This window comes from Haloferax sulfurifontis ATCC BAA-897, from assembly GCF_000337835.1.
Classification (GTDB): domain Archaea; phylum Halobacteriota; class Halobacteria; order Halobacteriales; family Haloferacaceae; genus Haloferax; species Haloferax denitrificans.
The window spans coordinates 65,123-79,291 of sequence record NZ_AOLM01000022.1; the positions used below are offsets into that span (position 1 = coordinate 65,123).

The following is a 14,169-nucleotide window of genomic DNA, read 5'->3' on the forward strand; positions in this document are numbered from 1 at the left end:
GAAAAAGCGAAAACGAAGCGAACTCGCGGGAGCCGCGGGACCGACTCAGGCGTTCAGGACCGTCCGGAGCACGTCGGGGGCCTCGTCGAGCGCGTCGTCGAGCGCGTCCACGTCGGGGCCGCCGCCCTGCGCGAAGTCCGCGGGGCCGCCGCCGCCGCCGCCGACCTTGCCGGCGAGTTCGCCGACGACCTGCCCGGCGTTGATACCCACGTCGTCGGGGACGCCGACGACGAACTGGGCGCTCCCGCCCGCGGCGGAGCCGAGGACGGCGACCTTGCCCTCCTCGACCAGCGCGTTGGCGGTCGCGCGGAGTTCGTCCGCGTCGCCGTCGAGCCGCTGGACGACGACGGGCGTGCCGTCGATGTCGATTTCGTCCGCGCCGGCCGCGGCGCGCGCCTCGGCGAGCTCCGTCTTCAGGCGGTCGATGGTCTTGCCGCGCTCCTTCCACTCGGTGAAGAAGCGCTCGGCCGTCTCGGGCACGTCCGCGGGGTTCACGTCGAGCACGTCGGCCGCGCCGTACAGCGCGTCCTCGGTGCGCTGGGTGGCCTCGATGGCCGCGTCGCCCGCCGCGAAGGCGACGCGCTCGACGCCGTCCTGGACGGGCTCCGTCGTCAGCACCTTGATGGCCCCGATGTCGCCGGTGCGCTTGACGTGGGTACCGCCGCAGGCCTGCACGTCGGTGCCGACGTGGATGAGGCGAATCTGCTCGCCTGGCGGGATGCCGCCCTGATAGAGGTCGAAGCCGTACTTCTTCTCGGCGTCGCGGCGGTCCGGCCACTCCTGTTTGACCGGGATGTTCTGCATCACGATTTCGTTGGCGACGCGCTCTATCTGCTTTACCTCTTCGCGGGTGATGCGCTCGTAGTGGGTCACGTCGAGCCGCGAGCGGTCGACGCCCTTCGACGCGCCGGCCTGCCGGATGTGGTCGCCGAGGACCGTCCGGATGGCGTGGCCGATAACGTGGGTCGCCGTGTGGTGGCGCATGAGCCGACGGCGGCGCTCGGCGTCGAGCTGGCCGCGGACGAACTCGCCCTTACCGGGGTCCTCGTCGGTGCGGTGGAGCACCACGTCGTCCACGATCTGCACGTCGGTCACCTCGACGGTCGTGTCGTCGGTGGCGAGCGAGCCGTGGTCGGCGGGCTGTCCGCCGCCTTCGGGGTAGAACATCGTCTGGTCGAGGACCACGTCGTAGCCCTCCTCGCGCTCGAACACGTCGAGGACGACGGCCTCGAACTCGGTGCGCTCCTGGTCGTCGTAGTAGAGCTTGTCCGTCGCCGGGAGGTCCCCGAGGCGGTCGTCGCGCTCCTCGGCGTCCTCCTCGCCGTCGACCTGCTCGTGGCGGTCGGCGACGAGCGAGTAGAAGTCGTCGGGGATGTCGACGGTCGCGCCGCGCTCCTCGGCGATTTCCTGCACCATGTCGGGCTGGATGCCGTGGGAGTCGTACAGCTCGATGAGTTCGTCGACCGGGATGGGTTCGTCCTTGTCGGCGTAGTCGTCGGCGAGCTGTTGGACCTTGCGGGAGCCGCGTTCGAGCGTCTTTCTGTACTTGCGCTCCTCACTGCGGACGATGTCGCGGATGGTGTCGCGGTTCTGGTAGTCCAGCCGCTCGGCCTGCATGTCCACGAGCTCGTCGAGCGGGGCGTCGACGCCGAGGTTGTCCACGAGGCGCTTCGTGCGTCGGAGGACCATGCGGGCGAGGTAGCCCGTCCCGACGTTCGAGGGGACGATGCCGTCGCCGAACATGTACGCGAGCGTGCGGCAGTGGTCCGCGATGGCGTAGATGTCTTCGAGCGGGCGGAGCAACGCGGTGAGTTCGGCCTCGTCGACGCCGAGTTCGCCCGCGACGCCGGCGCGCGCGGTGGCGAGGTCGTCGATTTCGTCGATGTCGAGGTGGCCAGAGAGCTTCGCCGCGCGGTGGATGAGTTCCTCCTCCTCGTCGGTGTGCTCGATGCCGACGTTGTCCTTCAGGAACTCTATCATGTCGGGGTAGACGGCCTCGTACACCGTCGGCGTCCCCTGTGACACCCACGTCCACCGTTCGAGCCCGTAGCCGGTGTCGACGATGTAGGTGTCCATCGGCGAGTAGGTGTTGCCGTCCTTGAGTTCGTACTCGCCTTCGGGGTCCTGCTTCATCGACATGAAAACGAGGGTGGCGAGTTCCGCGCCGCGGTAGAGGACTTCGAAGGCGGGACCGGCGTTGCCGCCGCCGACCCACGGGTCCTCGATGTAGGTGATTTCGGAGATGTCCGCGCCGAGCGACTCGAAGAACTCGTCGCAGAGGCGGACCGTCTCGTCCTTCCAGTAGACTTCGCCCGAGTAGGCGTACTTGTCACCCGCCTCTTCGCGGGCGTTGAACGCGTGGTGCGCCATCATCTCGAAGGCCATCGTGTGGCGACCGGTCTTGCCCACGTTGTCGATGTCCTGCATCCGGATGCAAGGCTGGGAGACAGTCAGCGGGTTGGCCGGCGGCGGCGTCTCGCCGGACGTGACGAGCGGCTGGAAGTCGTAGATAGATGCCTGCGTCAAGAGCACGTCGTCGCGCCAGCGGTTCGCGGCGACCGGGTAGGGGTCGATGCGCTCGTGGTCGTGTTCCTCGAAGAAAGAGAGGAACTTCTCGCGCATCTCTTCGAGAGTGTACTCCTCGTCGAAGCCGGGGTTGTCGATGAAGGTGTAGTCGTCGGCGGGCGGTTCACCGCAGGTCTCGCGGTCGGGGTCTCGTGTCCAGAAGTGGACGCCCGTCACGGGGCACTGCTTCCGGTAGAAGCCCTCCTCCTCGAAGTAGTCGAGGCGGTACTCCGCTTCGAGTTCGCTCATTGCCAAACTCTGGTCTACCGTCGGGTAAAACAGTTCCGGGAAATGGACGCAGACGCCCGATTCCCCACAATTTCGCCCGCACGGGCCGCGTCGTTCTTTTCCCTCCCGAGCGTACGAGGGGTATGGAACTCGCTTCACTCCGGCGGCGGCCCGCGGTCGAACTGCTCGCGTGGGTCGTCCTCGCGCAACTCGCCGGCGCGCTCGGGAGCGTCTTCACCGTCACCGCCGTGGGGTCGTGGTACGCGACGCTCGCCCGCCCGTGGTTCGCCCCGCCGAACTGGGTGTTCGGCCCGGTCTGGGTGACGCTTTTTACCCTGATGGGCGTCGCCGCGTGGCTCGTCTCCCGACGGGACCACCCCCGCCGCGAACGGGCGCTCACCGTCTTCGTCGGCCACCTCGTCGTCAACGTCGCGTGGTCCGCGGCGTTCTTCGGACTGCAGTCCCCCGCGGCCGGCCTCGCCGTCATCGTCGTCCTCATCGCGGCGATTCTGGCGACGATGCGCGAGTTCGCCGCCGTCGACCGGCGCGCCGTGGGCCTCCTCGTCCCCTATCTCCTGTGGACGTGTTTCGCCGCCGCGCTCAACTACGGCTTCTGGTCGCTAAACTGAGTAATCCGGCGGGGTCAAAGCGCCGCGCCGCCGAATCGGACCGCTCGCGGCGCGCTCTTGCTCATTGAAAACATGCCGCAACGATTATAGTTCTCGTTGCCCTTCGATAGGGAGACTGCCGTGCACGCGACGGACCCAACGGTTTTCGTGGACGACGACTTCGACGGTATCGACCTCGGCGACGGGGTCACGGTGGCGTCACCGAGTGACGGGAAAGGACCGAGCGACGCCGCCTGCGTCGTCGTCGCGGACCCCGACGCGGGGGTTTGCGACGGCGTGCCGACGGTGCTGTACACCGACGTGCCGCCCGAGGCCGTCGACCGTCCCGACCGATTCGACGCCTACGTCAGACGCGGCGACCGCGCCGCGCTCGAATCGCAGGTCCGCTGGTTGCTCGCGTCCGGCGACGACGCGGGCGCAGACACGGACGCCGAGCGGGCGGCGGAGCCGAGGAACGACCCCGAGTGGGAGCGCCTCAAACGGCTCTACGAGGGGACGACGGAGCTCATCGCCGCGGAGACGGTCGAGAAACTGTACGAACGCGCCATCGGGCTCACCGAGGACATCCTCGAGTTCAACAACACCTCGTTTTTCCGCCACGACGGCGAGGGGTTCTACGTCGCCGCCAACAACGACGGTCTGGTCGGGACGGGACCGATATCCGACGAGACGGGCCTGCTCGGGCGGACCTACCGGACCGGACGCTCGTTTCTCGTGGACGACGTGCGCGACCACCCGGAAGCCGACCCCAACGACCCCGCGTATCGCTCGGCGCTGAGCGTGCCCGCGGGCGACGACGCGGTGTTTCAGGCTATCTCCAACGAGGTCGGCGCGTACGACGAGACCGACCTCACGCTGGCCGAACTCCTCGTGTCGTACGTCTCCGAGACGCGAAGCCGCATCGAGTCGGAGGCCGCCGTCAGGCAGAGCCGCGAGCAGATAGAGCGGCTCCACCGGGGGGCCACCGAACTGGCCGCGGCGACGAGCCTCGACGAGCTGTTCGAGCGGACCGTCGAAATCACGGACGACATCTTGGAGTTCGACATCAGCTACGTGGGCGTCGTCGAAGACGGCCACATCGTCCCGACGGCCATCTCGTCCGACGCCCCGGCCGACGGCGCGGAGCGCGTCCCGCTCGACGACGGCGGCATCGCGGCCGAGGTGTACCTGTCGAGGACCACGAACATCACCGACGACGTGCGCGACCACCCCGAGGCGCGGCCGGTCAAGCGGATGTACCGCGCCGTCCTGAGTGTTCCAATCGGCGACATCGGCGTCTTTCAGGCGACCGCGTTCACGCCCGCCGCGTTCGACGAGCGGGACGCCGAACTGACCGAACTCCTCATGGCGCACGTCGCGGTCACGGCCGAGCGCATCCGCGCCGAGTCGCGGCTCAGAGACGAGCGCGACCGCTCGACGGCGCTGTTCGAACACGTCTCCGACGCCGCCGTCGCCTACGACGTGGAGGGCGGCGCGCTCACGGTCCGCGACGTGAACCGGGCGTTCCAGTCGGCGTTCGGCTACGACGCCGACGACGTCGTCGGAAGCGACCTCCTCGGTCGAATCGTCCCCCCGGAGCCGGACCCGGACCCCGTCCCCGAACCCGGGGCCGACGAGACCATCCCCGAACTCCTCGTCGCCGCCGGCGAGAGCTACCGCGGGGAGGTCCGCCGACGGACCGAAGGCGGCGTCCGCGAGTTCATCCTGAACGTCGTCCCGCTGTCACCCGGCGAGGAGCGCGGGGCGGGCTACGCCATCTACACCGACATCACGGAGCGGAAGACCCGCGAAAGCGAGCTAGAGCGACAGAACGAGCGCCTCGAAGAGTTCGCGAACATCGTGAGCCACGACCTTCGGAACCCGCTTTCGGTCGCCCGCGGAAACCTCGACCTCGCCCGCGAGACCGGCGACGTATCGCGGTTCGACACCGCCGAGCGGGCGCTCGAACAGATGGAACAGCTCATCGACGACCTGCTGTCGCTCGCCCGCCGCGGCCAACTGGTCGACGAGACCGAGCGGGTCGACCTCCCGGCGGTCGCCAAACAGGCGTGGGCGACGACCGAGACCGCCGACGCCGAGTTGGTCACCTGCCAGTCGGTCGTCGTCGATGCCGACGAGGACCGCCTCGTCGAACTGCTGGCGAACCTGTTTCGGAACGCGGTCGAACACGGCGGCCGCGACGTGCGCGTCGAGGTCGGCGGCGTCGACGGCGGCTTCTACGTCGAAGACGACGGCCCGGGCATCGAGCCCGAGCGCCGCGACGAGGTGTTCGAACCGGGCGAGACGACCGGTGAGGACGGCATCGGCTACGGCCTCGCCATCGTCGAGTCCATCGCCGAGGCCCACGGCTGGACGGCCGTCGTGACGTCGGGGACGGCGGGCGGCGCGCGCTTCGAGTTCCGGGCGTGACGGGCGAGTGAAAACGAGCGGAGAGACCGGAGACGACCGGGAACCGCGGCGGTCGGCGCGGCCGGTTCAGTGTACCGAGTTCAGTTCTGCGAGAGTGCGAGCGACGCGAGGAGCGCTTCGAGCTGGACCTGCTCGTTCGCGCCCTCCGAGATGCGGTAGTCGGCCTCGCCGATGCGCTCCATGAGGCGGACGGCCTCGCGTTCGTCGAGGTCGAACTCCCAGACCGAGCGGTGGAGCTGGTCGATGATGTCGCCGCCGGCCATTCCGGTGTCGACGATGAGCGTCTCTAACTGCTTGCGGGCGGCCGTGAACTCGCCGTCGATGGCGTTCCGGACCATCCTCTCGATGTCCTCGGGGCGGGCGGTCGAGGTAATCATGTAGACGGCCTCCTCGTCGACGACTTCGCCGGTCGTCGCGGCGGCCTGCAGGGAGTTGATGGCGCGGCGCATGTCGCCGCCGGCGGCGTAGACGAGCGCGTCGAGGCCGTCCTCCGTGACCTCGATGCCCTCGGCCGCGGCGATGTCGCGGACCTGCTCCGCGACGGCGTCGTCGCCGAGCGGCGAGAAGCGGAACACCGCACAGCGCGACTGGATGGGGTCGATGATCTTCGAGGAGTAGTTACACGAGAGGATGAACCGGGTGTTGTCGGAGAACTGCTCCATCGTCCGGCGGAGCGCCGACTGCGCGTCGTTCGTCAGCGAGTCGGCCTCGTCGAGGAAGATGACGCGGTAGTCGTGGCCGCCGAACGACGAGCGTGCGAAGTTCTTGATGCGGTCGCGGACCACGTCGATGCCGCGCTCGTCGGAGGCGTTGAGTTCGAGGAAGTTGCCGCGCCAGTCGTCGCCGTAGATGGCGCGGGCGATGGCCGTCGCGGAGGTGGTCTTGCCGACGCCCGCCGGCCCCGCGAACAGGAGGTGCGGCAGGTCGTCGCGCTCGATGTAGCTCCGCAGGCGCTCGACGATGTCGTCCTGCCCGTAGACGTCGTCGAACGTCTGCGGTCGGTACTTCTCGATCCAGATTTCACGACCCGCCGGGGCGTCGCCCGACTCCGCGGCCTCGCTCATATCCGTTCTACCGACCGCCCCGCACATAAACCGTGCGAGACGGAGAGCGCCCTCGGCCGACGCCGAGCCGACGGACTGAAACCCGCGCCCGACCCACGAGCGACCATGAACGTGACCGTCGAGGTCGTCGGCGAGGAGACCAGCGAGGTCGCCGTCGGCGACGGCGGGACCTACGCGGACCTCGTGCGGGCGGTGGACCTCAGCCCCCACGAGGTGACCGTCCTCGTCGACGGCCGCCCCGTCCCCGAAGACCAGCCCGTCGAGGTCGACCGCGTGAAGGTGCTCCGCCTCATCAAAGGCGGGTAGTCGGCGCATGGACGACGCCGCAGGAGCCGACGACACCGCAGGAGCCGACGACGACGATATCCGCGTCCGCGAGGGCGACCCCGACGAACTGGTGGCCGTGATGCGCGTCCTCGACGCCGGACTGCTCGAAGCCGACGCGGGCGAGGTCCGCGACCGACTGGCCGCCGGAGACTGCCTCGTCGCCGAAGCGTCAGGTCGGGTCGTTGGCGCGCTGGCGCTCGACGGCGACTACATCGACGCCGTGGCCGCCTCGCCGAGTCGCCGCGGCCGGGGCGTCGGAACCCGACTCGTTCGGGCGGCGCTCGACCGTCGGGGCCGCCTCGTGGCCGACTTCGACGGAGGCATCCGCCCGTTCTACGAGGCGCTCGGATTCGACATCGAGGAGCGAGGCGACGACGACGGGCGGTTTCGCGGCGTCCTGCGCGACGAGTGACGGCCGCTCTGAGTGGGACGAGTTAACAATCGACATAGATTTAGCCGCCGGTCGTCAAGAGCTAGGGAGTCAAGCCCATGGCAAAGCGAGACCGGAGCGACCGTATCCTGACCGACTGGGACCGCGTTTTCGACGCGCTCGCGGACCCGTCGCGCCGCTACGTGCTGGAGTACCTCCACGACCGGTCGGAGCCGGCGTCGGTCTGGGACCTCGCGGTCGCCCTCGCGGTCCGGACGACCGACCTCCCTCCCGACGAGGTGGACCTACAGGTCGTCGAGCAGGCCGAGGTCGGCATCGTCCACGTCCACCTGCCGAAGCTACAGGCCGCGGACCTCGTCGAATCGGCGGGAGACGGCGTCTCCCTGACCGAGCACGCGGAGACGCTCCCGCTTTTCACGCCGGCGTACCGCGGGGTCGTCAGACCGGTCGGCGACGAAGAAGAGAGACGAGAGCTCTGAGAGCGGTCCGCTCAGACGAGGGGTTCGACGAGTTCGCGGCCGGCTTCGAGGAGCGACGAGACCGCGTCTTCGCTCCCGGCTTCGGCGTAGACGCGCATCTTCGGCTCCGTCCCCGAGGGGCGGACGAGGAGCCACGAGCCGTCTTCTAAGAGGAGTTTGAAGCCGTCGAGCGTGACGACCTTGGCGATGTCGCGGCCGGCGACCGTCTCGGGGAGCACGTCCTCTAACTCGTCGATGACGCGCGCCTTCTCGGAGTCGGGGCAGGCGACGCTTATCTTGTCGGCGACGATTTCGCCGTGTTCGGCCTCGATGCGGTCGAGGCGCGCGTCGAAGTCCTCCTCGGCGGTCGCGGCGGCCGCGAGCAGGCCCATCAGCACGCCGTCCTTCTCGCGGACGTGCCCGCGGACCGAGAAGCCGCCGGACTCCTCGCCGCCCATGAGCGCGTCGTGTTCGCGCATGCCGTCGGCGACCCACTTGAAGCCGACCGCGGTCTCGAACACCTCCTCGCCGTGGGCCTCGGCGATGCGGTCGATGAGGAACGTGGTCGAGACGGTCCGGATGGCCGGCCCGGCGTCCGATTCGAGCAGGTAGTCGTAGACGGCGGCGAAAAAGAGGTTCTCGTCGAGGACGCCGCGGTCGGGCGTGGCGATGGCGATGCGGTCGGCGTCGCCGTCGTTTGCGACCCCGAGGTCGGCGTCGTGTTCGGCCATCGCCTCGGCGAGGCCGCCGAGGTTCTCCGCGGAGGGCTCCGGCGAGATGCCGCCGAAGTCGGCGTCGCGTTCACACCGGAGGCGGACGACCTCCGCGCCGGCGGCTTCGAGGAGCGCGTCGGTGACGCCGCGACCGCTTCCGTGCATGGCGTCGTAGACGACCGTGAGACCCGAGAGGTCGTCGCCGACGAGGTCCATCGCGTGGTCGGCGTGCGGCGAGACCACGTCGACGCGCTCGATGGTGCCGCGTTCGGACTCGGGCAGGAGGTCCGGCTCGGCGAGTCGCTCGGCGACTGCGTCGGTCACGTCGGGGAGCGCCGGCGCGCCGTCCGAGGGGATGAACTTCACGCCGTTGTACTCCGGCGGGTTGTGCGAGGCCGTGACCATGAGCGCCCCCGAGAGGCCGCGCTCGGCGATGGCGTAGGCGACGAGCGGGGTCGGACAGTCCCGCTCCGGCAGGAGCACGTCGAAGCCGTTTCCGGCGACGACCTCCGCGAGCGACTCCGCGAAACCGGGGGAGGTCTCGCGGGCGTCGTAGCCGACGAGCACCGGCGCGGTGAAGCCCTCGTCGGCGAGGTAGTCGGCGACGGCCTGTCCGACGACGCGGACGCGGTCGTCGGTGAAGGTGTCCAGCGTGGCGCGCCACCCGTCGGTCCCGAATGAGATTTCGTCCATACGCGCACCACTCCGCGGCGGGGCAAAAAACTACGTTACGAGCCGACGGGGAGGTGACGCGCTCACGACTCCACGAGCCGCAGTTTCTCCCGGCGGCGGAGCTGTTTGATCTCGTACTCGCGGGACATCGCCGCCGACTTCGACTCGAACGCCTCGACGTGGACGAGTTCGACCGGGGTCCGACCGCGGGTGTACTTCGCGCCCTCGCCGGCGTCGTGTTCGGCGACGCGTCGCTCCACGTCGGTGGTGTATCCGGTGTACAGCGAGCCGTCGCTACACTCGATGACGTAGACGAAGTGCACGAGAGAATGGTTCAGGGGCGCGGATATGAACCCTGCGCCCGGCCTCGTGCACGAGGTGTTGGCTTCGCGTGGTGGTCTTTTGTCGCTTCAGTGGTCATGCGGTGCGGGCACGCTGTCGAGCGACCTCCGCGATACCCGCGTTCGCCGAGCAGTTGGGACAGGCGAGAACCTGACCGTCCTTGTCGGCGAACACGCGTGCGAAGCGCTCGGAGACGTGTGACCCGCAGTGGTCACAGACTGGCATTGTTGCGGTCCGGCAGCCACCGAGCCGGTGTATGCTACACGGTACCCCACCCATAAGAGGGCTTCGCGCGTGTGCGTACGCACGCGAAATCGCGCACGACCACGGAGGGACAACTGCCGCCGCTCAGGCGTGTCTACAACGCCCGCTCAGGCGTCGTCGTCGCGGGCGTCGGCGACCGCGCGGGCGATGAGTCCGGCCTGCGCGCCGGCGATGTAGCCGGCGTCGACGTTCACCGTGGAGAGGACGGTACACGACTGGAGCATCCCGAGGACGGCGGCCTCGCCGTCGCCGCCGTGGCCGTAGCCCGTCGAGACGGGCAGGCCGATGACCGGCGTGTCGACGAGGCCGGCGACGACGGTCGGAAGCGCGCCCTCGCGGCCGGCGGCGACGACGACCACGTCGGCCTCGCGGAGCGTGTCGAGGTGGTCGAGCACGCGTCCGAGATGGGCGACGCCCACGTCCTCGATTCGCTCGACGTCCGCGCCCATCTCGCGGAGGACGGCGGCCGCCTCACCCGCGGCCTCAGCGTCGGAGGTGCCGCCGGTGGCGATAGCGACGGTCGCGTCGAGGTCGGGGCGCTCGAAGTCCGGCGCGGCCGCGGCGACCGTCTTCGCCCGGGCGTCGCGGTCGACGTCGGCGTCCGGGAGGGCGTCGGCGACGGCCTCGGCGTGGGCGGTGTCTGCCCGGGTGACGAGCGCCCGACCGCTGGTCTCGACCGCCGCGACGGCCAGCGTCGCCGTCTCGTCGGGCGTTTTTCCCTCTGCCAGAATCGCTTCGGGGACGCCGCGCCGCGTCTCTCTGGCGGCGTCGAACCGCCCGGCGTCGGTCGTCGCGTACCCGGAGAGTCGTACCTCGGCCTCGGCGGGCGAGAGCGAACCGTCCGCGACCGCCTCCAAGATGTCGCGCATGGCCGCACGTTGGCCCGAGGCGTACTCATACCCGTCGTTCCGCCCTCGCGAGGATAAAGCATATATAAGTGGAGATTGTTCCCGATAAATCCGTCCTCATAGAAGCGCCATAACCCCCAAATCCGGCGGTATTAACGTCCAATATAGGAAAGTTTATTAAAGGAGAATCGGTAGGACATTCTGTATGGCAGACCTCATTGTCAAGGCAGCCGTCAAGGAAGCGCTCAAGGACAAGAACGTGGCCTCGGACTTCTACGACGCTCTCGACGAGGAAGTCAAGGAGCTTCTCGAAGACGCTGCTCGCCGCGCTGAGCAGAACGACCGTAAGACGGTCCAGCCCCGCGACCTGTAAACTCGGTCTTTAGACCTCTCGTTCTTTTATCGCCGGCCGGTGAGCGCCGGCCGTGTCCCGCAAATCGAGTCGGTCGTCGGTGCCCGTTCGAGCGCCGGACCACCCGGTCTGCCGCAGGTCCGTTCGAGCGCCGGACCAATCGAGTCAGTATTCGGTGACGTCGACGCCGTCGTCGGTGCCGACGTAGACCGCGTCCGCGAGGCCGACGAACAGGCCGTGTTCGACCGCGCCGGGGAGCGACGCGAGGTCGGTCGCAAGCGACTCGGGGTCGGAAATCGCGCCGAACTCGCAGTCGAGAACGAGGTTCCCGTTGTCGGTGACGACGGGGCCGTCCTTCCGCTCGGCGCGGCGGAGCGTCGCCTCGCCGCCGAGGTCCGAGACGCCCGCCGCGACGGTCGTCCGCGCCGACGGAAGCACCTCGATGGGGACGGCGCGCGAGAGCGTTTCGGCGGTCTTCGAGGGGTCCGCGACGACGAGGAACCGGTCGGCGAAGGCGTCGACCACTTTCTCGCGGGCGTGGGCCGCACCGCCGCCCTTGACGAGCGCGCCGTCGGTCGTCGCCACCTGGTCGGCCCCGTCGATAGCGAGGTCGATGGCGTCGACTTCGTCGAGGTCGGCGACGGGGATGTCGCACTCGCGGGCGAGTTCGCGGGCCGCGAAGGAGGTCGGGACGCCCCGAACGTCGAGGCCGTCGGCGACGCGGTCGCCGATGGCGCGGATGGCGAAGGCGGTGGTACTGCCGGTACCGAGGCCGACGACGGTCCCGTCTTCGACCGCTTCGACCGCCGCCGCCGCGGCTCGGCGCTTCTGCGCGTCGGTTCCGCCGGTAGTCTTCATGGCTCTGCCGACTCGGCCGGCGAGTAAAAATGGTCCTGAAACGGGGCGAGCGAGCCGCCCTCAGAGGCGGTCCAAGACCGCGTCCGCGTCGTAGGCGAGCGAGATGGCGCGGGTCCGACCCCGTCCCTCGATTTCGGTGTACCGGGCCTCGATGACGCCCAGTTGGTCCAGTTTGTTCACGAGTTCGGAGTAGCGCGTGTAACCGAGACCGGTCTCCTCGTTGAACGCCTCGTAAACCTCGCCGGCGCGCTCGCCGTCGTACTCGGCGACGACCCGGACGAGCTCGCGTTCGGGGTCCGAAAGCCCCTGCAGACACCGCGAGAGGTGGACGTACTTCGACTTGTCGTAGGCCGCCTCAACGTCCTCCATGTCGACGGTGCGGGAGGCGCGCATCTCGGCGTGCAGACCGGCGCGGCGGAGCAGGTCGATGCCGACCCGGAGGTCGCCGCTGTCGGCGGTGAACTCCGCGACTTGGTCGAGTTCGGGCGCGCCGATAACGTCCTCGTGGAAGCCGCGCTTCGACCGGCCGCGGAGGATGTCGACGATTTCGTCCACGTCGTAGCGGGGGAAGAACACCTCCTCGGGCCGGAAGACGCTCTGGACGCGCCCGTCGAGTTCGTCGATGACATCGAGCGAGAGGTCTGACGAGATGATGATGACGCCGATGCGCGCGCCGGAGTGCGCCTCGTGGGCGCGCAACAGCGAGTAGAGCGTGTCGGAGGCCTCGTTCTCGTAGAACAGGTAGTTCACGTCGTCGAGCGCGACGACGAGCACCTCGTCGTCCTCGACGAGGCGGTCGGTTATCTGGCCGAACAGCTTCTTGAACGAGATGCCCGACGACGGGGGTTCGTACTCGAAGATATGCTCGAAGACCCGCGAGAACACCGCGTAGCGCGTCGAGTCGACCTGGCAGTTCACCCGGACGGTCCGGACGCCCGACTGCGTGCCCAACTCGCCGAACAGCTTCTGGACCGCGGTGGTCTTGCCCGTCCCCGGCGGACCACGCACCATCGTGTTCAGGGGGCGAGAGCCGCGGACCGCGGGCCGGAGCGCGTACTTCAGGCTCCGCAGTTGGCTCTCGCGGTGGTTGAACGTCTCCGGAACGTGGTCGATTTCGAAGACGTGTTCGTCGCGGAACACCGTCTCGTCCCACGACAGCATCCCCTCTTCGGGGTCCTCCCTCATCGAGTGAAGTACCACGCGCGGGGGACTTAATCGTTTACCGCGGCGGCGTCCGACGGGGGGGGCGGACGGACGCATTGTCTCGACGCGTCCCGAACGCGTTCAACCGCCAACCACCGGAACCCGAGCCACAATAGTTAATTTTCCAACAATGGATGCGCAGTCATGGCAACTCGAATACAACTCGCCGCGCTGCTCGTCTCGCTTGCGCTCGTCGGGGGCGGCGTGCTCGGGTTCGGTTTCGTCGCTGACGAAGACTACAGCTATCGATACGAGGGGCAACTGTCGGAGACGCCGGAGACGGTTCCCCCGCTGTACAGCGAACTCTCTCAGTCGGAACAGCGGGCCGTGGACCGCGCCCTCGCCGGCGAGGTGCTTCGGTTCGAAGACGACCCTGGGAACCTCCCGGGACTCGTCGAGCGCGACGGCACCTACCACGCGTTCGAGTTCGACGCGACCACCGACTACACCGCCCCGACGACAGTCGGTTCACTCGTCGCCGTACTGCTCGGCGCGGTCGGTGTCGTCGCCGCGGTCCGGTGGGAGGTCGCGAGCCGGTACGTCACTTACTGAAGGAGCCGGACGATTCGGTAACCGATGGCGACGAGTAGAAGCAGTCCGACCGCGCCGATACCGAGGGCGACCGGCGTCCCGCCGGTCCGCGAGAGCGCCCCCAGCGCCGGAAGCACGAAGACGAACAGCACGAGGAACCCGCCGAACACCAGAAACACCAGGTAGACGGCGGTCCCGAGCACGTCCCAGATGGCGTTTTTCGTGGCGTGGTAGACGAGGTCGTACTGCTGTCGTTCCTCGGGGGAGAGCGAATCGGAGGGCACGGGCGGGGTTGTCGGCGAGCCAAGATAAATC

The 14,169-nt window shown here is 68.7% G+C and carries 16 protein-coding genes; 7 read left to right on the forward strand and 9 right to left on the reverse strand.

Features of this window, described 5'->3' with window-relative positions; all coding sequences use genetic code 11:
* Positions 1–45 precede the first annotated feature (45 nt).
* Complete coding sequence (alaS, locus tag C441_RS13225; protein ID WP_007275524.1) at positions 46–2,814, reverse strand: alanine--tRNA ligase; 2,769 nt, start codon at positions 2,812–2,814, stop codon at positions 46–48.
* A 122-nt stretch (positions 2,815–2,936) separates the two neighbouring features.
* Between alaS and C441_RS13230 the strand changes: the two genes are divergently transcribed.
* Positions 2,937–3,422 (forward strand): TspO/MBR family protein, encoded by a 486-nt coding sequence (locus C441_RS13230; protein ID WP_007275525.1) that lies wholly within the window; start codon positions 2,937–2,939, stop codon positions 3,420–3,422.
* A gap of 147 nt (positions 3,423–3,569) precedes the next feature.
* Positions 3,570–5,831 carry a GAF domain-containing protein gene (locus C441_RS13235; RefSeq protein ID WP_007275526.1) on the forward strand — a complete coding sequence of 754 codons (2,262 nt, stop codon included), beginning with the start codon at positions 3,570–3,572 and terminating at the stop codon, positions 5,829–5,831.
* A gap of 80 nt (positions 5,832–5,911) precedes the next feature.
* Here C441_RS13235 and C441_RS13240 read toward each other — a convergent pair whose 3' ends face one another.
* Positions 5,912–6,895 carry a replication factor C small subunit gene (locus C441_RS13240; RefSeq protein WP_007275527.1) on the reverse strand — a complete coding sequence of 328 codons (984 nt, stop codon included), beginning with the start codon at positions 6,893–6,895 and terminating at the stop codon, positions 5,912–5,914.
* 105 nt (positions 6,896–7,000) lie between these two features.
* Here C441_RS13240 and samp2 point away from each other — a divergent pair, with 105 nt between their 5' ends.
* The 3 genes from samp2 (at position 7,001) to C441_RS13255 (ending at position 8,092) form a co-directional block, all read left to right on the forward strand.
* Positions 7,001–7,201 (forward strand): ubiquitin-like small modifier protein SAMP2, encoded by a 201-nt coding sequence (samp2, locus tag C441_RS13245; protein ID WP_004973827.1) that lies wholly within the window; start codon positions 7,001–7,003, stop codon positions 7,199–7,201.
* A gap of 7 nt (positions 7,202–7,208) precedes the next feature.
* Complete coding sequence (locus C441_RS13250; RefSeq protein WP_007275528.1) at positions 7,209–7,634, forward strand: GNAT family N-acetyltransferase; 426 nt, start codon at positions 7,209–7,211, stop codon at positions 7,632–7,634.
* Between the two features lie 77 nt (positions 7,635–7,711).
* Positions 7,712–8,092 (forward strand): DUF7344 domain-containing protein, encoded by a 381-nt coding sequence (locus C441_RS13255; RefSeq protein WP_007275529.1) that lies wholly within the window; start codon positions 7,712–7,714, stop codon positions 8,090–8,092.
* Positions 8,093–8,103: 11 nt separating this feature from the next.
* Here C441_RS13255 and C441_RS13260 read toward each other — a convergent pair whose 3' ends face one another.
* The 4 genes from C441_RS13260 to larB form a co-directional block, all read right to left on the reverse strand.
* Positions 8,104–9,477 carry a phosphoglucomutase/phosphomannomutase family protein gene (locus C441_RS13260; RefSeq protein WP_007275530.1) on the reverse strand — a complete coding sequence of 458 codons (1,374 nt, stop codon included), beginning with the start codon at positions 9,475–9,477 and terminating at the stop codon, positions 8,104–8,106.
* Between the two features lie 62 nt (positions 9,478–9,539).
* Entirely contained in the window at positions 9,540–9,779 is a 240-nt protein-coding gene (locus C441_RS13265; RefSeq protein WP_007275531.1) for a GIY-YIG nuclease family protein, read from the reverse strand.
* Between the two features lie 94 nt (positions 9,780–9,873).
* Positions 9,874–10,023, reverse strand: a complete 150-nt coding sequence (locus tag C441_RS20755; protein WP_187367346.1) for a DUF7563 family protein — start codon at positions 10,021–10,023, stop codon at positions 9,874–9,876.
* 146 nt (positions 10,024–10,169) lie between these two features.
* Positions 10,170–10,931 (reverse strand): nickel pincer cofactor biosynthesis protein LarB, encoded by a 762-nt coding sequence (larB, locus tag C441_RS13270; protein ID WP_007275532.1) that lies wholly within the window; start codon positions 10,929–10,931, stop codon positions 10,170–10,172.
* A gap of 184 nt (positions 10,932–11,115) precedes the next feature.
* Between larB and C441_RS13275 the strand changes: the two genes are divergently transcribed.
* Positions 11,116–11,283, forward strand: a complete 168-nt coding sequence (locus C441_RS13275) for a DUF1931 family protein (protein WP_004045310.1) — start codon at positions 11,116–11,118, stop codon at positions 11,281–11,283.
* A 144-nt stretch (positions 11,284–11,427) separates the two neighbouring features.
* Here the strand turns inward: C441_RS13275 and rpiA are convergent, their stop codons facing one another.
* Positions 11,428–12,120 (reverse strand): ribose-5-phosphate isomerase RpiA, encoded by a 693-nt coding sequence (rpiA, locus tag C441_RS13280; protein ID WP_007275533.1) that lies wholly within the window; start codon positions 12,118–12,120, stop codon positions 11,428–11,430.
* Positions 12,121–12,180: 60 nt separating this feature from the next.
* On the reverse strand, positions 12,181–13,305 hold the full coding sequence (locus tag C441_RS13285) for an ORC1-type DNA replication protein (RefSeq protein ID WP_007275534.1): 1,125 nt from the start codon (positions 13,303–13,305) through the stop codon (positions 12,181–12,183).
* 162 nt (positions 13,306–13,467) lie between these two features.
* Between C441_RS13285 and C441_RS13290 the strand changes: the two genes are divergently transcribed.
* The gene (locus C441_RS13290) at positions 13,468–13,875 is read left to right on the forward strand and encodes a hypothetical protein (RefSeq protein WP_004973843.1); all 408 of its coding nucleotides are present in this window, start codon (positions 13,468–13,470) and stop codon (positions 13,873–13,875) included.
* On the opposite strand, the gene C441_RS13295 is transcribed toward C441_RS13290, so the two are convergent.
* On the reverse strand, positions 13,869–14,138 hold the full coding sequence (locus C441_RS13295) for a hypothetical protein (RefSeq protein WP_007275535.1): 270 nt from the start codon (positions 14,136–14,138) through the stop codon (positions 13,869–13,871). The genes C441_RS13290 and C441_RS13295 overlap by 7 nt on opposite strands.
* Positions 14,139–14,169: the final 31 nt, after the last annotated feature.